15 protein-coding genes and 1 tRNA gene are annotated in these 20,166 nt (G+C 57.5%); 6 read left to right on the forward strand and 10 right to left on the reverse strand.

The genetic code is table 11. The features are described 5' to 3' along the window. Positions 1–183: 183 nt before the first annotated feature. Positions 184–2,382: a protein-disulfide reductase DsbD family protein gene (locus CDA63_RS11580; protein WP_088464619.1), complete on the reverse strand. Its 2,199-nt coding sequence runs from the start codon at positions 2,380–2,382 to the stop codon at positions 184–186. 230 nt (positions 2,383–2,612) lie between these two features. Between CDA63_RS11580 and CDA63_RS11585 the strand changes: the two genes are divergently transcribed. Next, positions 2,613–3,944: a hemolysin family protein gene (locus tag CDA63_RS11585; RefSeq protein WP_165768279.1), complete on the forward strand. Its 1,332-nt coding sequence runs from the start codon at positions 2,613–2,615 to the stop codon at positions 3,942–3,944. 93 nt (positions 3,945–4,037) lie between these two features. Here the strand turns inward: CDA63_RS11585 and CDA63_RS11590 are convergent, their stop codons facing one another. The 7 genes from CDA63_RS11590 to accD form a co-directional block, all read right to left on the reverse strand. After that, entirely contained in the window at positions 4,038–4,553 is a 516-nt protein-coding gene (locus tag CDA63_RS11590) for a gamma carbonic anhydrase family protein (RefSeq protein ID WP_088464620.1), read from the reverse strand. 36 nt (positions 4,554–4,589) lie between these two features. Next, positions 4,590–5,573, reverse strand: a complete 984-nt coding sequence (locus tag CDA63_RS11595; protein ID WP_088464621.1) for a radical SAM protein — start codon at positions 5,571–5,573, stop codon at positions 4,590–4,592. A 111-nt stretch (positions 5,574–5,684) separates the two neighbouring features. Next, positions 5,685–6,446 (reverse strand): endonuclease III domain-containing protein, encoded by a 762-nt coding sequence (locus tag CDA63_RS11600; protein ID WP_088464622.1) that lies wholly within the window; start codon positions 6,444–6,446, stop codon positions 5,685–5,687. Positions 6,447–6,555: 109 nt separating this feature from the next. Next, the gene (locus CDA63_RS11605; RefSeq protein WP_088464623.1) at positions 6,556–7,260 is read right to left on the reverse strand and encodes an OmpA family protein; all 705 of its coding nucleotides are present in this window, start codon (positions 7,258–7,260) and stop codon (positions 6,556–6,558) included. A 196-nt stretch (positions 7,261–7,456) separates the two neighbouring features. Continuing rightward, complete coding sequence (locus CDA63_RS20470) at positions 7,457–7,681, reverse strand: hypothetical protein (RefSeq protein WP_126546830.1); 225 nt, start codon at positions 7,679–7,681, stop codon at positions 7,457–7,459. 106 nt (positions 7,682–7,787) lie between these two features. Continuing rightward, on the reverse strand, positions 7,788–8,531 hold the full coding sequence (locus CDA63_RS11610) for an OmpA family protein (protein ID WP_242434651.1): 744 nt from the start codon (positions 8,529–8,531) through the stop codon (positions 7,788–7,790). Between the two features lie 230 nt (positions 8,532–8,761). Further along, positions 8,762–9,646: an acetyl-CoA carboxylase, carboxyltransferase subunit beta gene (gene accD, locus CDA63_RS11615; protein ID WP_088464705.1), complete on the reverse strand. Its 885-nt coding sequence runs from the start codon at positions 9,644–9,646 to the stop codon at positions 8,762–8,764. 244 nt (positions 9,647–9,890) lie between these two features. Between accD and CDA63_RS11620 the strand changes: the two genes are divergently transcribed. Then, complete coding sequence (locus CDA63_RS11620; protein WP_242434652.1) at positions 9,891–10,874, forward strand: OmpA/MotB family protein; 984 nt, start codon at positions 9,891–9,893, stop codon at positions 10,872–10,874. A 703-nt stretch (positions 10,875–11,577) separates the two neighbouring features. After that, positions 11,578–12,426 carry a hypothetical protein gene (locus CDA63_RS11625; RefSeq protein ID WP_126546831.1) on the forward strand — a complete coding sequence of 283 codons (849 nt, stop codon included), beginning with the start codon at positions 11,578–11,580 and terminating at the stop codon, positions 12,424–12,426. Positions 12,427–12,520: 94 nt separating this feature from the next. Here the strand turns inward: CDA63_RS11625 and CDA63_RS11630 are convergent, their stop codons facing one another. Continuing rightward, complete coding sequence (locus CDA63_RS11630) at positions 12,521–15,352, reverse strand: TonB-dependent receptor (RefSeq protein WP_088464627.1); 2,832 nt, start codon at positions 15,350–15,352, stop codon at positions 12,521–12,523. A gap of 240 nt (positions 15,353–15,592) precedes the next feature. Then, the gene (locus tag CDA63_RS11635; RefSeq protein WP_088464628.1) at positions 15,593–16,732 is read right to left on the reverse strand and encodes a cystathionine gamma-synthase; all 1,140 of its coding nucleotides are present in this window, start codon (positions 16,730–16,732) and stop codon (positions 15,593–15,595) included. A gap of 186 nt (positions 16,733–16,918) precedes the next feature. Between CDA63_RS11635 and CDA63_RS11640 the strand changes: the two genes are divergently transcribed. The 3 genes from CDA63_RS11640 to CDA63_RS11650 all read left to right on the forward strand — a co-directional run bounded on the left by CDA63_RS11640 (position 16,919) and on the right by CDA63_RS11650 (position 19,696). After that, on the forward strand, positions 16,919–17,629 hold the full coding sequence (locus CDA63_RS11640) for a TVP38/TMEM64 family protein (protein ID WP_088464629.1): 711 nt from the start codon (positions 16,919–16,921) through the stop codon (positions 17,627–17,629). A gap of 145 nt (positions 17,630–17,774) precedes the next feature. Continuing rightward, positions 17,775–17,848: transfer RNA gene (locus tag CDA63_RS11645), tRNA-Arg, on the forward strand. 570 nt (positions 17,849–18,418) lie between these two features. Next, positions 18,419–19,696 carry an acyltransferase family protein gene (locus CDA63_RS11650; RefSeq protein WP_088464630.1) on the forward strand — a complete coding sequence of 426 codons (1,278 nt, stop codon included), beginning with the start codon at positions 18,419–18,421 and terminating at the stop codon, positions 19,694–19,696. Positions 19,697–20,166: the final 470 nt, after the last annotated feature.

Below are 20,166 nucleotides of genomic sequence, written 5' to 3' on the forward strand. Positions count from 1 at the left end.
GCCTAGCCCTGACCATGCAGCAATTTCACTTCCTGGCCTTTGCGACACTCTTGCTGGCAAAAGGCGTTTTCCGAGCCACTAGTCCATAACAGGCTCTAGACTTGCGCAACCTTTATTTTTTTAGTCGGCTATAACCGGGCATCAAATCCCTGAAAAACAGCCAGCTACCCGTGCTCTATCGTTTCAGCGAGCCGCTACCTGCTGGCGGTATCGGGCTAGGCCAGCATCGAGGAAGCGCACGAAAGCTTCCGCATCGGGCTCGTAGGCAATGGGGGGAGTCAGCACGTGGGCCAGGTCAGTGGGCGCAGTAGGGTCGAGCAGTACGTAATATGGCTGGGCGTTTACGTTGAAGCCCGTCAGCTGCAGATCGGCGTTCTTCTTACCGAGCGTGGTTTTCTGCTTGCCATCATAGGTGGACGTGTAGACCTCGTTGGCGGGCAAGTCGGTCTTGTCATCCACGTAAAGGGCTACCACTACGAAGTCGTTTTGCAGGCGGCGCAGCACCTGCGGGTCGCTCCAGACGGTGGCTTCCATTTTGCGGCAGTTCACGCAGGCGTGGCCGGTGAAGTCGATGAACAGGGGCTTGTTCTGGGCCTTGGCGCACTGGCGGGCCTGCTCTAGGTCGAAGTAACCCGACAGGCCATGGGGCAGCTCCAGGAATCCGCCGTAGCGGGGCTCCTCGCAGCCGGCTACAGCTGTGGCGCGGGCCGCTATGGCCGGCATGGCGGTGGTAGCCACTGTGAAGTCGTTGCGGCTCTGGGGCGGCAGGTATCCGGCCAGCAGTGGCAGCGGGGCCCCGAACAGGCCGGGCACCAGGTAGGTCATGAAGCTGAAGGCCAGCACAGCCATCAGCAGCCGGCCTACGCTCAGGTGGGGCAGGTCGGAATCGTGGGAGAGCTTGAAGCGGCCTAGTAAATACAGGCCCAGCAGACCCGAGAGGGCAATCCAGAGCACCAAATACACGTCGCGGGAGAGTAGGTTCCAGTGGTAAGCCAAGTCGGCCATACTCAAAAACTTGAGCGCCAACATCAGCTCCACGAAGCCTAGCGTCACCTTCACCGTGTTCAGCCAGCCACCCGAACGGGGCAAACTTTTCAGCCAAGCCGGGAAGATGGCGAACAGCGTGAAGGGCAGCGCAAAAGCCAGCGAGAAGCCCAGCATGCCAACTACCGGCGCAATCCGCTCGCCCCGGGCGGCCAGGCCCAGAATGGTGGCCACGATGGGTCCGGTGCAGGAAAACGATACGAGCACCAGTGTGAGGGCCATGAAAAACACCCCGCCCCAGCCGCCTTTATCGGCTTGGGCATCAATTTTATTGACCATGCCGTGGGGCAGCGTGATTTCGAACAGGCCCAGAAACGAAAGGCCAAATACCACGAATACGGCAAAGAAAATCAGGTTGGGCAGCCAGTGGGTGGCAATCAGGTTGGGGCCGTCTTCGCCCAGCAACGCCGCCACTACGACGCCAATGAGCACGTAAATCACGATGATGCTCAGCCCGTATACGGCCGCCTTCAGAATCCCGCGCGAGCGGGTGTCCTGGCCGCTGGTGAAAAACGATACCGTCATCGGAATTAGCGGGAACACGCAGGGCGTAAGCAACGCCCCTAGCCCAAACACGAAGGCGGCGAAGGCAAACCCCCACAGCCCCCCAGCCGACTCCACTGAGGTAGCGGCCGCTACCGATGCCACCACGGGCGGCGTGGCGGCTACGGTAGGCGTTGCGGTGGTCGTAACAACGGCCGTAGCAGGGTCAGCCGTATCCGTAGCAGCGGCGGCTACGGGCGTTTCGGGCGTGGTAGCCGTAGGGCCAATAGCTGGCGCTACTGCCGGTGCAATGGTAGTAGTGGTGGTACCGGTAGTTGGTGCGGCCGGGGCGGTAGCAGCCGAGGCGGCCGTTCCGGTTACCTCCAGCGGGCCAAAGCTCAGGCTTTCGTCGCCCGGAATGCAGCGGCCGTCCACATCGGTGCAACTCTGGTACTCCGCTTCGGCCTTGATGACGAGCCGGCCGGGCTGCAACACCCGGATGCGCTGGCGGATCTGGCCGGTTTTCTCGAAGTATGTGACGTTACCTTTAAATACGTCGTCGTAGTGTTGCTGCTCGCCCACCGACTTCGGCTTCCCCACCAGTTCGTAGGCGGGGCTTTTAGCAAACGTGAAGCTGAACACGGTGGGGCCCAGGTCGGGGTCGAAATTGGTCGCGTAGAGGTGCCACTTGTCGTCGATGCGCGCATTTACGAGTAGCTCCAGCTCTTCGCCTACGCGGGCCGCAGGCTGGCTCAGGGCGGTAGTGAGCTTGGTGGGACGCAACACCTGGGCCCGGCTCCCGAGCGGGAACAGCAGCACCAGCAGCAGCGGCAGAAAAAGAAGGCGATGAATCATGCAACGAAATAAAAACAACGGGAAGGCCAACGGCGAATGGCAAAGATCGGCAGAAACGGCAACAGCTACGCGGCGGAACTGGTTTTACCTACCGGCCCAAGTAGGCCAAGCGACGCCATTACGGCTTGGCGGTGGGGGCGGGCGGGCGTTAAATCCAACCCCTTGCATCGAATGTCGTACTTTTGCAGTACAAAGGAAGGCCGGGCCGGTTGAGCCTGCTTTCTACACCTATGGGCTTAAAAATATTACTGACTATTCTGCTGGTAGCCGCCAACGGATTTTTTGTGGCCGCCGAATTCGCGTTCGTCAAGGTTCGTCTCTCTCAAATCGAGCTGAAAGCCCAAAGCGGTAACCGCCTGGCGCAGCTGTTGCAGTCGATGCTGCACGAAATGAACTACTACCTCTCGGCCACCCAGCTCGGCATTACGCTGGCTTCGCTGGCGTTGGGTTGGATTGGCGAAAGCGTAGTAGCCGAGGTAATTCTAGCCATCATTGCCCAGTTCGATCTGGTGGTGTCGCCCACCTCGGTTCACCAGATTGCCATCGTTACGTCGTTTTCGCTCATCACCGTGATGCACATCGTGCTTGGCGAGCAGGCGCCGAAGGTGCTGGCCATCCAGAAGCCCGAGGCCACCAGCATGGCAATTGCCATCCCACTGCGGGCCTTCGCGTTCCTTACCTTCCCCCTTATTTGGCTGCTCGACAAGCTTTCGAACTTGGTGCTGCGCGTTTTTGGGGTGGTTTCGGCCCATGGAGCCGAGGTGCACACGAGTGAAGAACTGCGGATGCTGCTCGACCAAAGCAAGCAGAGCGGGGAAATTCAGGAGTCGGAGCACGAGATGCTGGAGAACGTGTTCGAGTTCAACGACCGGATGGTGAAGCAGATTATGGTGCCACGCACCAAAATCGTGGCTTTCGACGTGAATACACCCGAAGACACGGTGCTGGAAATGGTGCATAACGAGGGCTACTCGCGCATTCCGGTGTACGAAAGCAACGTCGACAACATTGTGGGTGTGCTCTACGTGAAAGATTTGCTCCAGCTCATCCGGCGGCAGGAAGTGCTGGATCTGGCCAAAATTATGCGGCCGGCCTATTTCGTGCCCGAAACCAAGAAGATTAACCGCCTGCTGCGCCAGTTTCAGCGCAAGCACATGCACATGGCCATCGTGAGCGACGAGTTCGGTGGTGTGTCGGGCATCGTTACCATCGAAGACATCATGGAGGAGCTCGTGGGCGAAATCCAGGATGAGTATGACAACGAGGTGCCGGTAGTGGAAAAGGTATCGGAATCGGAATACCGCGTGAACACCGCCACGCCCATCCCCGATGCCAACGAACACCTACCCTACCCCCTGCCCGAGGGCGACGACTACGAAACCGTGGGCGGCTTGCTCAACATGCTTTACGGCAATATTCCCGAAGTCGGCGACGTAGCCACGCTCGACAACTACGAATTCCGGGTGCTCAAACGCTCCCGCCGCTCCGTCGAACTGGTGCAGTTGCGGGTTACCAACGGCCAGGAAAGCGAAATGGAAGTGGGCGAGATGCTGGACTTGTAGCGTCACTCCAAGTAGATCATAAATCAGAAAGGCGCTTTCCTGTCGGGAAGCGCCTTTCTGATTTATGATCTACTTGGAGGTGATTGTCCTACTTTACTTCTTCTCAAACCAGCTCGCGTACAGCACGTAATTGTCGGCCGTTTGGCTGATGGTGGCCCGTTGCGCCTCCGTAACGGGCTTGATGCGGCGAGCCGGCACTCCGGCGTAGAGGTAGCCCGGCTCGCACCGCGTATTCTCCAGTACCACCGCCCCGGCCGCGATAATGCAGCCCGCGCCCACCACGGCGTGGTCCATCACAATAGCCCCCATGCCAATCAGCACGTCGTCCTCGACGGTGCAGCCGTGCACGATGGCCCGGTGCCCGATGCTCACCCGCGAACCGATGGTAGTAGCTGCCTTGAGGTAGGTGCAGTGCAGCACCGCTCCGTCCTGAATGTTGGTCTGGTCGCCGATGCGGATGCTTTTCACGTCGCCGCGCACTGTAGCATTGAACCACACGGTGCAGTTGCGGCCCAACGTTACGTCGCCCACGATGGTAGCGTTTTCAGCCACGAAACAATCGGAGCCGAGTTGCGGGTGTTTTCCCTGAACGGGCAGAATGAGGGGCATAGAGTAAGTAGTAAAGCGTAGAACTAAGCCGGTTTGTTACCGCGTCAGCATCCGTTTCCAAGTGCCTTTGTCCCAGTTGTATTTAAGGGTGCTGGGCAGGGCCTGCCAGAAGTACTTGCTGGTTTCGACGGCGAAACTGGGCTGCATGTAACAGTTGATTGTGCAACCCTCGCAGGCGGGCAAACGGCCTTCGAGGGCGGCCAGTTGCTGCACCTCAGTGGAGTGATAGAGGTCGAACAGGCGGCCTTCAATGGGAAATTTCTTTTCGCCCAAATGGTAGCAAGGCAGTACCAACTCGTTGGAAGGCGAGATAACCAGCGTGGTGCTGGCCGCCCGGCACACGGGCACGGCCACATGGTTGCCCCCGTCGCGGCGCAACGCAATAAAGGCCTCGTTGAGGTACACGCCAGGCCGCTTCCCGAAGGCCGAAAGGTAGTCGAGTTCCTCGCTGGTGAGCTGTTCGCCGGCATCGACGCCGTTGTACTCGAAGGCCGGATTGAGAATGAGTACCAGTTTGTTGGGCCGCGTGATTTGCTGGTAGACATTCTCCAGGTCGGCCAGGTTTTCGCGGAATACAGTGAACAGCACGTCGGGCCGCTCGCCCAGTTCGCGGGCCACCCGGATGCTTTCGAGCACGAAATCGAAGCAGGCCACCCCCCGGCCCCGGTCGTGCACTTCCTTCTCGCTGGAATCGAGCGAGAAGTGCAGCATATCGACCTTGCCGCGCAGCTTTTCGGCGTATTTGGGGTAGAGCAGGCAGTTGGTGGTGAGCGTCGTAATGAAGCCCATATCGTGCGCCAGACCCACAAACTCATGAATCTGGCGGTGCAGCAGCGGCTCGCCGCCCGTAAAGTCCACCACCGACACGCCTAGCCGCTTCAGGTCGCGTAGGTTCTGCGCCACGTCCTCCAGCGTAATGTAGGGCGAAGGTTTCTCCCAGATATCACAGAACGAGCACTTGGCATTACACCGGTAGGTAACGTAGTAATTGCACAGAACCGGATGACGAACGAGACGCATATTTTTTGAGCTGCAAGCTATAAGCCGCAAGCTACAAGCTTTTATTGTGGAGGGTAGAAAGCAGGCTTTTAACCGGGCTTGCAGCTAGTAGCTGATAGCTAACAGCTCAAATTAATGCGCCAGTTCGCCCCAGGCCAAGTCCCAGCGGGCGGGCGTGGCGGCCAGAGCTTCGGGGGTGGCGGGGCCGTAGTGTTCGAGGTAGTAATTGCAGAAGCCCTTTAGCGGGCAGCGGGCACAGTCAGGTTTGCTGTAAAAACACACCTTTTGGCCGTGCCAATAGTTGTGCTTGTGGAAGTTGAGCAGCACCAGCACATCGGCCGGTAGCTGAGCCAACAGCAGCTGGTGGGCCTTATCGGCCGACGCTTTGGGCGGAATCATCCCCACGCGCTGGGCAATGCGGTGCACGTGGGTATCAACGGGCAGCACAGGCTTATGAAAATTGAAGAGCAGCACCAGCGAGGCCGTCTTCAGGCCGATGCCGGGCATGTCGTGCAGCCACTGCATGGCCTTTTCGGTGGGCCACTCGGCCGGGAAATCCAGCGCAAATTCGCCCCGTTCGGCCTTTATACGGCGCAGAATTTCCTGGATGCGCGGAGCCTGGGTGTCGGGCCAGCGGGTGGTGCGGATAGCGTGGGCCAGCTCTGCGGTCGGCGCGGCCTCTACCCCGGCCCAGTCGCCAAAAGCTTCCAGCATCCGGTCGTAAGCCAGCTCCTCATCGGCGTGGGTGGTGCGGTGCGAAAGCACCGTCGAAATCAGCTCCCGCATGGGTGAGCGGCGGGGCTTTTCGAGCGTCAGGGGTGGGTAGAACTCTTGCAGCTCCTCGTAGTTCTGGCGCGTCTTCTCGGCGGCCGAAGCGGTGTAAGTCGTGGGCATAGGCAGTTGTACCACCGGGCCGGGCGGCGGGTTGCGCCCACCAGCCCACAAAAAAGCGGGAGCTTCCCCGAAAGGAAGCCCCCGCATTGCAAAAGACGATTACAGGTGCTTAGATGGTACCTTTTTCGGCGGCTTTCTTCAGCTTTTCGTTGGCGAAAATGGCCACTTCTACCCGGCGGTTGGCTACCCGGCCGGCTTCGGTCGAGTTGTCGGCCACGGGCTGGGTCGAGCCGTAGCCTGTTACCGTGAAGCGCGAGGCATCTACGCCCTGCTGCTGGGTGTAGTTGGCCACGGCCTGGGCACGGCGCTGCGAAAGCGGGTTGTTCACGGCATCGGAGCCGCTCGTATCTGTGTGGCCTTCCACAATCACGTTGGTGTCGCCATACTTAACGAGCGTTTTAGCCAACTCCTGGATGTTGTTCTGAGCGGCGGCCGTCAGGCCCGCCGAATTTTTGGCGAACAGCAAGCCCGAGTCGAAGGTAATTTTGATGCCTTCGCCCACGCGCTCTACCGTAGCACCGGCCATTTCGCGCTGCAACTCGGCCGCCTGCTTGTCCATGCGGCGGCCAATGAGGGCGCCCCCGGCGCCACCCACGGCGGCTCCGATGATGGCTCCCTTGGCCGTGCCCGACTTGCCGCCAATCACGCGGCCCAATATGGCCCCACCTGCGGCTCCGCCCAGGCCACCAATTACCCCGCCTTTGGCGGTTTTGCTCCAGGGTTTTTTCTCTTTGGTGGTTTGGGCCTCGGCGAAATTGCCGCCCAGCAGCAGCACAGCCAGCAGCAGCACGAATAAAGAACGAAGGTTGGTCATGGGGGTAGGGAGAAATGTTGGGAGTGAAAAGAGTGCGCCAACTGGCTACGAGCCAGCAAAGCTATCCGTCAGCCGCCGCTTTACAACCACCTTGCCAGAAACACGCCGGGCCCACTCGTTGATAGCGAGTGGGCCCGATAATTAACACAATCGGCTGTCGAAGAACGTCTTACGCAGGCCGATTGTTGCGCTACCCTTACAAGTTCGGGTTGTTGGTTTCCCGGGCCCGGCGGCGCTCATCTTTACGCTTCTGCTTTTCGTTGCCGATAATGGCACCGGCACCGGCACCTACGGCACCGCCGATGCATGCATGCAGGACAAACTTCCCAAACGCAACGGTCAACATCACCAGCGCCACTAATAGCAGATTTCGAAGCCACAATTCTTCACCCCATACTGGCACGGTGGGCGCAGTTTCCAACTATCGTACCCACCGTGCCAGTGTGGATTCGGCAGGGGCACAAAAAAAGCCCCCTCGGCGAGGGGGCTTTACCTATTGAAGCAGGCCGCATGTGCCTGAAGTTGCTTTACAGCGTGCCGTTTTCAGCAGCCTTCTTCATTTTTTCGTTGGCGAAGATGGCAATTTCTACCCGGCGGTTGGCCTGCTTGCCGGCTTCGGTCGTGTTGTCGGCGATGGGCTGGGTCGAGCCGTAGCCCTGCGTTGTAACGCGGCTGGCATCTACACCCTGGCTAATCGTGTAATTAGCCACGGCCTGGGCACGACGCTGCGAGAGGGGGTTGTTGATGGCGTCGGAACCGCTGGCGTCCGTGTGGCCTTCCACCAAAATGTTGGTATCGGGGTACTTCTTCAGCGTTTCGGTCATCTTTTGAATTTCGGTCATCGAAGCCTGACGCAGGTCGCTCTTGTTGGTGTCGAAGAGAATACCCGAGTCGAAGGTGATTTTGATGCCTTCACCCACGCGCTCTACTTTGGCGTTGGCCATATCACGCTGGAGTTCTTCGGCCTGCTTGTCCATTTTGCGACCAATCAGGGCACCACCCGTACCGCCTACGGCAGCTCCGATAATAGCACCGGCAGCCGTACCGCTTTTGCCACCGATTACGCGGCCCAGCACACCACCTACAATGGCGCCACCACCGGCGCCAAGCAAGCCACCCTTAGCTGTTTTGCTCATGCCGGTTTTGCGCGGACCCGTGCCATTGGTATCAGCTTCCGGGATGTTAGGGTTACGGGGCTGGGAAGTGGCGCAGGAGCTCATGAAGAGCACAAAGGCCATCAGGAGGGTGAAAAGAGAATTGCGAGAGGTCATAAAATTCAAAACTTAGTGAGAGAAAGGGTCAGACTGACTGGATGGAGGTACTTACTAGGTTTATGGGAAAAATGTTCGGCGAGTATATAAAAAACGCTATTCATCTTCCGCGCTGCTTGGTTTTGGCAGCGCTGCCGGTTCCCAAAAACCCACTGAAAGGGCGCCAGGCCTATTCGGCAGGGTGAGTTCAAAAAGCCTGCCGAAAAACTTCCGGCTGAAATTACGGGGCGTTATCGGGTCGTAACCGGCTCGCCTTCTGCTACTTTTACCGGCTCTAGCATCGTCAGCAGATCCGACAGGCGCTGCTTGAGGTCTTTACGGTCGATGATGAAGTCGAGAAAGCCGTGTTCGAGCACGAATTCGGCACTCTGGAAGCCCTTGGGCAGGTCTTTGCCGATGGTTTCCTTGATGACGCGGGGGCCGGCAAACCCGATGAGCGCGCCCGGCTCGGCAATGTTAAAGTCGCCGAGCATGGCGAACGAAGCCGTAACGCCGCCCGTGGTAGGGTCAGTCAGCAGGGAGATATAAGGTAGGCCAGCTTCGGAGAGCAGCGCCAGCTTAGCCGAGGTTTTAGCCATCTGCATCAGCGAAAAGCCCGCTTCCATCATGCGGGCCCCACCGGAGCGCGAAATCATGAGGAAGGGCAGCCGGTGCTTACGGGCATAATCGATGGCGCGGGCAATTTTTTCTCCTACCACCGAGCCCATCGAGCCGCCGATAAACTTGAAATCCATGGCCGCTACTACCAGCCCGAGTCCATTAAGCTGACCGTGAGCCGTGCGCACGGCATCGCGCAGGCCGGTGCTTTTCTCGGTGGCAATCAGGCGCTGGGGGTAGGCCTTGGTATCTACAAAGTCGAGCGGATCGGCCGAGTGCATATCGGCGTCGAGCTCCTCAAACTGGTGGTCATCAAAGAGAAAATCGAAGTACTCGACCGCCTCAATCCGGTCGTGGTGATGGCAGCTGCCGCAGGTATGGAGCAGCCGTTTGTGCTCGACCATGGTGGCTACCGTTTTGCACTCGGGGCACTTGTACCAGAGGCCGTCGGGCGTCTCCTTCTTCTGCTCGGTGGGCGTGACGATGCCTTTTTCTTTGCGCTTAAACCAGGACGACATATCTAGAAAGGAAAGCTTGAATTCGGAAACCGGAATGATGGCCACCGCACCGGCGGGGCCAGTTGGGGAGGTGCAAGTTACAGCGGAATCTAAAAGTGTGAAACTAGGACCAGTAATGGCCGGGCCGCCACCCTGATGGCAGATGCGGCCAGCGCGGCTTATCTTGCCACAAGCCGACTGTTGGCCGGCCCGTATTTCCCTCGCTCTCTTACGCCTTTTTGTGGTGAATAAATCTCCTAAACCCTTGATTTTTTGCGCGCTGCTGGCTTCCCTGGCGCTGCCCAGCTGCGTAGCCTCCAAAAAGTACGACGACCTGCGGGCCCGCCAGTCGGCCACCGAGCAGGCCAAAAATGAGGCCGAGCGCCAAAACCGCCAATCCGTTGCCGAGCTTAAAAAGACCTCGGACGAAGTAGCGAAACTGCGGCTGCAAACCCGCCGCCTCACCGACGATTCGACCGAAACCGGTCGCAACCTGGCCCGCACCCGCCAACTCTACGAGCAGCTCACCGACAGCTACGACCGGCTGCTGAAGAACTCGGACCGGACGCTGGCCAACAAAACCACCGACTATAATAAGGTAACCCAGGACCTGGCCCGCCGCGAAGCTGAGCTGGGCGAGCTCGACCAAAGCCTGAAAAAGAGCCGCGCCGATATCGACCGTCTCAACCAGGACTTGACGACCCGCGAGGCCAAGCTGGCCGAGCTGCAAAAGGCACTGGCCGAAAAAGACCGCGCCGTGGACGCCCTCAAGGCCAGCGTGAGCAACGCACTGCGTGGCTTTAAGGGAACCGAGCTGCAGGTGGAGATGCGTAATGGCAAGGTGTACGTGTCGCTCTCCGAGCAGCTGCTGTTCAAGTCGGGCTCGACCAAAGTGGACCCCAAGGGCCAGGACGCCCTCCGGCAGCTGGCCACCGTGCTCCAGCAGCAGCCCGATGTGAACGTGGTGGTGGAAGGCCACACCGACAACGTGCCCTTCAGCCGGGCGGTGGGCTCGATGACCGACAACTGGGATTTGAGCGTGCTGCGGGCCACCGAAATTGCCCGTTTGCTCACGACCGGCGGCGTGGCCCCGGAGCGCGTCACGGCCTCGGGCCGCTCGCAGTACGTGCCCGTAGCACCTAACTCGTCGGCCGAAAATAAGGCCCTCAACCGCCGCACCGAAATCATCCTCACTCCCAAGCTCAACGAGCTGTTCAAAATCCTGGACTCAAATTCGGCAGGCAAGTAAACAAGTTGCCAACAATTACTGCTTTACCATATATTTACAAGCGAGTAGCGTGAGGACAGCTAACTGATTCTCATGCTACTCGCTTTTTCTATTACACTCTTTATCCTTGCTTATGTCTGTTTATGCCTGGCTTCGCGCCCTGCTTGTGGTTGGCGCTCTATTTAGCTCCGTTTCTGGGTTTGCCAGTCATGCCCGTGGGGGTGAAATCTATTACACTCCCGTACCCGGCACGGCCAATATCTACCATATCACGGTCCGGAAATACGCGGTACCGCCCTCCCCCTCAGTAGCCGAGTATGGCCCGGATATGGAGCTGGTTTGCGGCCAGGGAGGCTGTTCCTCCACTTCGCCCGGCAGCTTTGTGGCGAAACTACTGCTCACTAGCAGCACCAGGGTGCTCGCGCCCGACTGTACTGCGGGTTCTGCTATCCAGGTATTGGTGTACGAAGGAGATGTAGAGCTCCCGCCGGCCCGTTGGACGCTGAGTATGGGCGATGTAAACCGAACTTTTGGCTTACTTAATCTGGAAAACTCCGGCAATCAAAGCCAGTACGTAGAATCATTTCTGGATAACTCGTCCGGATTACGCAATTCGTCCCCCCAATTCATTGAGTCACGGGTCCCGCTCCTGCTGGGAAATCAGCGGCAGCTATACAGCTTTAGTGCCTTCGACGCCGATGGGGATTCATTGGTCTATCAGTTGGTGCAGCCCTTGCAAGGGGGCTATCCGCAAGGGCCTACTGGCCTTGCTCCCTGTGCCCAGCCCACTGTAGGTTTCACCCCCTCGCACTTTGAAATCAATGAAGCTACCGGCGAGGCCCATACCGCTCCGTCCTCGCTGACTGTCGGCAGCTTCGTGATGGCAGTGCGCGTGCAGGAATACCGCCGCCTCAATGCTACCTGGACCTTAATCGGCAGCATTACCCGCGACTTGGTGTACTCTGCCAGAGCCAGCAGCAACAGTGTGCCGACATTCACGACCCTACAGGTAGCGGGTACGAGCCAACCATTTGACAAGGTGATTGAGGTACTTCCGGGCCAAACGATGGTGCTGCTACTGGATGCCACTGATGCGGATGTTGGCCAGATCCTCACTTTTAGCAGTGCCGCTAGCACCACCGTTCCCGGCGTATCGTTCCAGCCGGTATCGGCCACGCAGGCCCGCCTTACCTGGCAGGTGCCGGCCGATTTACCATCAGGCCGCTATTCCTTGCCCGTTACGGTAACCGACAATGCCTGCCCCAATTTTGGCACCGAAAGCCGGAGCATCGTTTTTTCGGTTGGCGCCCGCAAGGTTCTGAGCAGCGGCCTAGGTCGGCGGCCCGCCTCCCTTTTCGCGTTTCCCACGCCCTTCCGCGAGCAGGTAGAATTCCGACTCCGCCAGCCGGGAGTTCAGCCTGTAACCGTATGGGACGCGCGGGGCCGGGTGGTAGCTCAACTGGCTAGCACGCCCGACGGTCGGGTGGTCTGGCATCCTGCTAACCACCTCGTAACCGGCCTGTACCTAGCCCGGACCGCCGATGGCCAGCAAGTGCGGCTGTTGCGCGAGTAATTTTCGTGGCCCAATACCCTTTTCTCAAACGCCAGAAGCCGGCTCCTCCCGCGGGAAGCCGGCCGTTATGGCGCTTGGAAAAAGCGCTGTTAGGTTAGCCGCCGGTGGGCAGACCCACGATCAGGCGGGCGAAGTAGAAGCCGCCGTTGTAGCCGAACTGGTTGGGGTTGTAGACGGTGCGGCCGCGGTTGGTGTTGTCGAGGCCGGAGTTGTAGTTGAGCAGCGGGTCGACCGAGAAGTTGGTAGCGGAGTTGCGGGGGTCGATACGAAATTTATCGGGGTACACGTCGAAGAGGTTGCTGGCCCCGATGGTTAGGCCGAGTTGCTTCGTGAACTGGGCGCTCAGCGTCAGGTCAGTCACCCACTTGGCCGAGAACGTCTGGTCGATGGAGGAGTAGAGGAAGTTGGGGTTGCCGGCGGGGCTGCCGAGGCGGGCGTCCTGGTACTGCACCTCGCCGAAGCGTACGGTGCGGGCCTCGATGCCGAAAATGCCCAAGTTATAACCAGCCGTGAGGTTGATTTTACTGCGGGGCTGGCCGTTTTCGATGCGCCCGCGCTGCTGGCGGTCGAAAAGCGTGTTTTGCAGGCCCGTCTGGTCGGCGTCGATGGTGGCCGAGCTGTTGATTTTCTCGACCGTGGTGTTGTTGAAGTTGGCCGCCGCCGTAAGCGTGAGCCGGCCCGGCCCGAGGGTGATGCGGTTGTTGGCCACGATATCGATGCCCCGGGTGCGGGTGTCGATGGCGTTGGCGAAGAACTGCACTTGGCTCACCGGCAAACTGCCCAGAATGGCGGCCACCGTAGCGTTGGCCCGGCTGAACTGCGAGGTAAGCACGATCCGGTCGCGGATATCGATCTGGTAGGCATCGACGGTGAGCGTGGCCGTTTTGAGGATGCGGGCCGTGACACCGAGGCTGTAGTTGGTCGAACGCTCTTGCTTGAGTGAGCTCACCCCGAAGCCCTGCTGCCCGGTGCCGCCCGGCGTGAAGCCGTTGCGCACGATGGGGTTGTCGTTGCTGACGGTGAGCACCTGGTTGGCCGCGCCCTGAATGAACTGGGTGCTGGTGTTGGTGAAGTAGCGCTGCTGAAGCGAGGGGGCCCGGAAACCGTTGCTGATGGCCCCGCGCACGGCCACGTCGGGCAGAATGCTGTAGCGGGCAGCTACCTTGCCGCTCACGTTATTGCCGAAATCGGAGTAGCGCTCGGCCCGGCCGGCCAGGCCCACGAGCAGCTTCTCGGTGATGTCGCTTTCCAGGTCGAGGTAGGCCGCGCGGTTGTTGCGCGAGCGGTTAAGCGCGTCGGTGGGCTGGTAGCCCGGAAACACCTGGGCCCCGGCGGCGGCCGGCGTACCGGGACTCACGAGGCGGCCGTAGTTGGCGTACGAGCCTGGGTCGCCGGCCTGAATCTGGTAGTTGTCGTCGCGGTACTCGCCCCCGAAGGCCACGTTCAGGTTGCTCAGCCCGCCCACATCGGTAAAGCGGCGGCTGAAGTTGAGGTTGGTTGTGTTCTGGCGGAAGGCAATGGTACCGGCATAAAACCGGCTCGGACTCAGGCCGGTGGGCAGCGAGGCGTTGAGCGTGTTGCTGATGTCGAAGTCGATGGAGTTGCGGCCGTAGGTATTGCTCAGGTCAACGGCAAAACCCAGCAACTGGGCCTGCAGCCCGGCCAGCACCGACTGGTCGATGATGGTGGTGTTGATGAAGGGCAGAAAGCCGTTAGGGTAGAGCGTGAGGTCGGACTGGGTGGCCTGGTTGGGCAGGCGGTAGAAACCAGCCGCCTTGCCCGTGCGCCGCGAGGCCCCGGCCGTTACGTAGGCTTCCAGCCCGATGGTAGGCAGCAACTTGTAGCCCATGTTCAGAAAGCCCCCGTAGCTGCGGGCCTCCGACTGGCCGAGGCGCAGATTCTTGCGGTCGTAGCCGTTCTGGGCCACCAGCGCGTCGTCCTGGGCCTTCAGGGCGCGGCGCTTCTGCTCGGTGTCGGCGCTGCCCGGGTAGCTGCCCGAAGAGCCCAGGTAAATGAGCGGGGCCGTATCGATACCCGAGCGGTTGGTGTAGCCGCGGTTACTGAACTGCCCGCTCATATCCAGAAAGCCGCGCCCGTTCAGGCCCACGCCCACGTTGGCATCAGCCTGGTAGAGGTTGCCGTCGCCCTCGTAGTGCTGGCCCACGGTGCTGCTGGCCTGCACGCCGGTGGTATCGTCTTTAAGCTGAATGTTGATAACGCCGGCAATGGCGTCGGAGCCGTACTGGGCCGCCGCGCCATCGCGCAGCACCTCGATGCGCTTGATAGAGGCGTTGGGAATCGTGTTCAGGTCGGTGCCCACCGAGCCGCGGCCCACCGTGCCGTTGATGTTCACCAGCGCCGACGAATGGCGCCGCTTGCCGTTCACGAGCACCAGCACCTGGTCGGGTCCGAGGCCACGCAACGAAGCCGGGTCCACGTGGTCGGTGCCGTCAGCAATAGCCTGCCTTGATGATTGAAACGAAGGCGCGATGTAGCTCAGAATCTGCGAGACGTCGGTTTGGGCAAATACTTTTATTTCGCGGGCCGAAATGACGTCGACCGGAGCCGTGGTCAGGATGTTGGAGCGGCCCTCGGTGGCCCGCGAGCCGGTCACGACTACTTCGGTCAGGGCCGTTTCGTTGTCGGTCAGGCGCACATCGAAATTGGTGCGGCCGTTCACCGGAATCTGCTGGGTGGTGGCCCCAATGGCCGATACCACCAGCGTGGCCGTGGGCGCTACCGTAAGCCGGAAGCGGCCGTCGGCGTCGGTAGAGGTGCCGTTGGCGGTGCCTTTTTCGAGTACCGTTACGCCCGGCTGGGCCGCCCCGGTGCCGCTAAGCACGCGGCCACTGACGGTGATGTTCTGGCCCTGGGCCTGGCTAACGAAAGCCACGGCTACCAGCGGCAGGAGGAGAAGTCTTTTCATAAAAAGCAGCGAGTGTAAACATTGAACTCTGACTAAGCCTCCGGCCGCCTGAAAACCAGGCTGCTACAGCCGGATGAAGATACTCAGGACCATCATATTCACAACTTATTCCGCTTTTATTTCACTTTTCCCAGTAGGCCTCCCCTACCACCATGTGGCTTCGGAGCCTGCTGCACACAAAAAAGCGCTGCCCGACCAAATGGCCGGGCAGCGCGAGAATCAGACGGCAGAGAAACTACCCTAGCCGATGGCCTGCTTGAGGTCGGCGATAAGGTCTTCGGCATCCTCGATGCCCACGCTCAGGCGGATCAACGAGTCGCTCAGACCTGACTTGCGGCGCTGCTCGGCCGGAATGCTGGCGTGGGTCATGCTGGCGGGGTGGCCCGAGAGGCTTTCGACGCCGCCCAGGCTCTCGGCCAGCGTGAAGAGCTCAAACTTTTCGAGCACCGCAATGGCGTCGGCCTGCTTATCGCCTTTGAGCACAAACGAGAGCATTCCGCCGAAGTCGCGCATCTGCTTGGCAGCCACGGCGTGGTTGCGGTGGCTTTCGAGGCCGGGCCAGAACACCTTCTCCACCTTAGCGTGGCTGTTGAGGTACTCGGCCACTTTGCGGCCGTTTTCACAGTGGCGCTGCATGCGCACGTGCAACGTTTTGAGGCCGCGCAGCACCAGGAAGCAGTCCTGGGGGCCGGGCGTGCCGCCGCAGGAGTTCTGATAGAACGCCAGCTTTTCGTTCAGCTCGTCGTCGTTTACGACCAGCGCGCCCATCACCGTATCGGAGTGGCCGCCCATGTACTTGGTGAGCGAATAAATAATGATGTCGGCGCCCAGATCGAGCGGATTCTGCAGGTAGGGCGTCGAGAAAGTGTTATCGACCACCAGCAGCGCCCCGGCCTTTTTAGCCACGGCCGCGGCGGCGGCAATGTCAATCACATTGAGCAGCGGGTTGCTGGGCGTTTCCACCCAAATCATCTTGGTGCGCTCGGTCACGGCGGCTTCCACGGCCGTCATGTCGTGCATGGGCACGAAGTGGAAATTGATGCCGTAGGGCGCGTATACTTTCGTGAAGAGGCGGTAGGAGCCGCCGTACAAATCGTCGGTGCAAATAACTTCGTCGCCGGGCTGGAGCAGCTTGATGGCACAGTCGATGGCCGCCATGCCCGAGGCGAAGGCCAGGCCGTGCTTGCCGTTGTCGAGGGCCGCCAGCGCGTCCTGAAGTTGGGTGCGGGTGGGGTTGTGGGTGCGCGAGTACTCGTAGCCCTTGTTCTGGCCGGGCGAGGTCTGCACGTAGGTGGAAGTCTGGTAGATAGGCGTCATGATGGCCCCGGTAGCGGGGTCGGGATGCACGCCGGCGTGGATGGCTTTGGTTCCGAATTTCATGGGCAATGGGTAGGTAGGCAGATTAAAATGAAGGACCGATTAGTTATCGGGCAAAGGTACGAGGCTTTGACGGAGGGCATTTTTCGGGCAGTTTTGCCGTCCCGGCCAGCCCCCGGTGCCGTTCTTACGTTGGTAGAGTTCGGCCGGCCCAGACTGGCCGGTTCGTTTGGTTGCTGAACCCCGTTTATGTCGTTTGTCAAAGCCCTTTTTCAACAGAACACCTCCACCCTTGTTTCGCTGGTGCTGCTCACGGTACTGCCGCTGGTCGGCGACAGTGTGCTGACCTGGACCTTGCACGAGCACCAGGAATGGCTGCAGAATCCCAGTATCGGGCGGATGGTGCTTTACTTCGTGGTGGTGGCCATTACCATGACGCTTTCACTCACCCACACCACCGTGGTCGTGCTGGTGACGGCCTTTTTCTTCGGCTGGCAGGGTTTTCCGGGTATGCTGCTCACGTACATGCTGGCCGCCTACGGGGGTTATCTTATCGCCCGCAGCCTCGACCAGGGCAAGCTCATCCGGCTGCTGGAGCAGTTCCCGAAAACCCACGCCGTGATGGGCGAACTGCGGGCCGACAGCTGGCGGCTGGTACTGCTCACCCGCCTCTCGCCGGTGCTGCCCTTCGCCCTCATCACGTTTATCCTCACGGTGATGGGCGTGCCCAAGCATCAGTTCCTGACGGCCTCAGTTATCGGGATGCTGCCCCGAACGCTGTTTTTCTACTGGCTCGGCACCAAGGCCCAGGATGTCCTCCAGCTCATTCAGTCGCCCGATACGGGCACGGCGGGCAAGGTATTGGTGGTAGTGTTGCTGGCCGTGTCGTTGTTCGGGTTGTACTTTGTGTTTACGCGGGCCCTGAAGCGGGTATTGAAGAAGGAGGCAGCAGCAGCGTAAAAAAAATCCGGCTGTCATTCAGGCCCTTGCATGCTTACCCGGACTTTTTGAACCGTTTTTTTGCCCGCCCGTTTGCACGGCCCGGATTTTCCCTGCTATCTTTGCACAACCAAAACGGAAAAACGCTTCCGGTTCGCGGTAAAATGGTTGTGTAGCTCAACTGGATAGAGCATCTGACTACGAATCAGAAGGTTTAAGGTTCGACTCCTTACACGACCACAAGAAAGACCCTCAGCACATAGCTGAGGGTCTTTTTCTTTTACCAGTGGCAGTTTCAGTGGCAGTTCGGGCTAAAATAGCCGGCGCCGGAACAGATACCAGTGGCCGTGCACCTTCCGCCAGTAGTTATAGTAGAAGTGCCGCTTTGGCCGGGGTTCCACGACGTGTCGGGCCGGGGGCAATGAGACGGTCGTGCCGGGAGTAGCAGACTCCAGCACAGTGCTTAGCAGTAGGGCAGGTATGAAGTTCATACCCAAAACTGCCACGGTCTAGCACGGCCTGAAAGGACAAGGATTGTTCCTTACCTTGGAGCCTACACTATTTATAGCGGTTTCGCGAACAGTGCACCTGTTTAATCCTTGTAAGTTCCTATAAGAAAGTTTATTACAATAATAAAAGTGTGCACTAGCTGCGAAACCGCTGTACATCATAATGAAACAAGTAGACATTTTATCCTACGTGCTGTACTTGGCAGGTGCTCTTATCACAAAATAATACAAGTGTTTCACCAAAAAAATATAACCAAATAATGAAATACCCAATATCTTTGTAGGACATAAATCGCAAATCATGGATCAAAATCTTGCTTTATTATATCAACCGGGCTCTTTACAAACTACCAAGCCTAAGTTCAACAGCAATCTTGAAGCATTACGTGCAATAGCCGCTTTAGTAGTGGTGTGGCATCACACTATTGTTCACCCTTTTCAACTTGATCCAAATTTCGCTCCTACTGGTACCGCAAATTTTAATCCCCCTGGGCATTTTGCGGTATTAATATTTTTTATTCTATCTGGTTACGTAATTGGTTTAGCACATCATAAACCATTAACAACTTGGTCATCCGTTAAAATCTATGTACGTAAGAGGTTTACTCGTATTTACCCCATTTATGCAGTAAGCCTTATATTTGCTGTTGTTGTTTCAGGATTTAAATATTCAATCATTACTACTTTAGGACACTTAATATTTTGTCAGATTATATGGGTGCCACTTATTTTTGAGAACAATCCTCTCTGGAGCTTACAATATGAGATGTTATTCTACCTTCTCTTTATTCCCTTATCTTCATTGAGAATTTCCCCAATATTGGTTACGATAGTTTCCATATTTCTTTCCTTCATAACTGCCTACTTAGCTAATCGGGGTATTGGGGGAACTAGCTATTCATACTTCGTTGGCTTCTCCTTCTGGGCATTGGGCTGGGCTCTGGGAACCGTCCCTACATCCCCCTCAATAAATTACAGAAAGTTAATAAGCGCGTTACTGCTGCTACTAGCAATAGGGTATTTCAATGTACTACAATCAGCATACACAAAAATGGCAACTATTATTATGCCAATGATAGTGAAACCGACAGTTTCTTCAGAGTGGCCTGAATCCTTTATAAGTCCGATTGATTTTGCAGCATTGCCATTCGCATTGCTTATTATTTTGCAATTCATCAACTATGAAAATAAATATTTTCGATGGACAGCCATTATCTTATATATATTGCCTGCGTATACTCTTATATACATAGCTCGTAATTTTCCAAAAGAAAATACATCCACTGCTTTACTACCTATCCTATTTTATATAATTAGTGTATTTATATTTTTTTATAAATCCGAAATTTTAGAAAGATGTAGTAAATACATAATTTCAAAGATAGGTTTAATAGGCAGTATTTCATATGGATTATATGTTATTCACTTTCCTATCATCTCAATTTTTCATCGCATCACTATATTTAGTGGAAGCATTAAAACATTTAGCATTCGCTTTGTTATTTATGCGATATTAAGTATAGCTACCGCTTACTGGTTGGAAAAGAAATTTCAACCGTTTATAAAAAAAATATTGTAAAAATATAGCAGTTTCGTCAACAGTGAACCTGTCGTACCGTAGAGACGCAGCATTTTGCGTTTCATCGTTGGAAAGAAAAATAATGAAATATAGCGGGATCAACTATATGCTGGAATTATTGGAGAATAAAATGGTGGATGAGATTCAGCGGTTTATATCTAATGATGATTTTGTAAATGACAGCGCTGAGCAATTCAAGAAGATAACTCGACTCATGGGTCACCGGCCAAAATTCAATTCTTAGCAACCATATATTTATGCACAGTCCCCACCGGCACGTTTATGGCTGCACTGATCTTACGGACACTCAGCCCATCAGACTGCAACTGGCGGATTTCATTAACTAGCTCTGGAGCCAGTGCCCGGCGGCCGTGCATGTACACCTCGCCCTTCTCCTCAGCCTTTTGCTTTTTCCTAGCGCGACCACTCAAAAAGCCCTCAGCAACTTGCTGAGGGCTTTTTTCTTTATA

The sequence above is a fragment of the Hymenobacter amundsenii genome, from assembly GCF_002204745.1.
Classification (GTDB): domain Bacteria; phylum Bacteroidota; class Bacteroidia; order Cytophagales; family Hymenobacteraceae; genus Hymenobacter; species Hymenobacter amundsenii.

Coding starts and splice junctions, on each gene's coding strand:
- accD (WP_088464705.1), bottom strand. CDS start 9,646: ATGTCGTCCTGGTTTAAGCGCAAAGAAAAAGGCATCGTCACGCCCACC.
- CDA63_RS11640 (WP_088464629.1), top strand. CDS start 16,919: ATGTCGTTTGTCAAAGCCCTTTTTCAACAGAACACCTCCACCCTTGTT.
- CDA63_RS11605 (WP_088464623.1), bottom strand. CDS start 7,260: ATGACCAACCTTCGTTCTTTATTCGTGCTGCTGCTGGCTGTGCTGCTG.
- CDA63_RS11600 (WP_088464622.1), bottom strand. CDS start 6,446: ATGCCCACGACTTACACCGCTTCGGCCGCCGAGAAGACGCGCCAGAAC.
- CDA63_RS11635 (WP_088464628.1), bottom strand. CDS start 16,732: ATGAAATTCGGAACCAAAGCCATCCACGCCGGCGTGCATCCCGACCCC.
- CDA63_RS11630 (WP_088464627.1), bottom strand. CDS start 15,352: ATGAAAAGACTTCTCCTCCTGCCGCTGGTAGCCGTGGCTTTCGTTAGC.
- CDA63_RS11585 (WP_165768279.1), top strand. CDS start 2,613: ATGGGCTTAAAAATATTACTGACTATTCTGCTGGTAGCCGCCAACGGA.
- CDA63_RS11610 (WP_242434651.1), bottom strand. CDS start 8,531: ATGACCTCTCGCAATTCTCTTTTCACCCTCCTGATGGCCTTTGTGCTC.
- CDA63_RS11590 (WP_088464620.1), bottom strand. CDS start 4,553: ATGCCCCTCATTCTGCCCGTTCAGGGAAAACACCCGCAACTCGGCTCC.
- CDA63_RS11580 (WP_088464619.1), bottom strand. CDS start 2,382: ATGATTCATCGCCTTCTTTTTCTGCCGCTGCTGCTGGTGCTGCTGTTC.
- CDA63_RS11595 (WP_088464621.1), bottom strand. CDS start 5,573: ATGCGTCTCGTTCGTCATCCGGTTCTGTGCAATTACTACGTTACCTAC.
- CDA63_RS11650 (WP_088464630.1), top strand. CDS start 18,419: ATGGATCAAAATCTTGCTTTATTATATCAACCGGGCTCTTTACAAACT.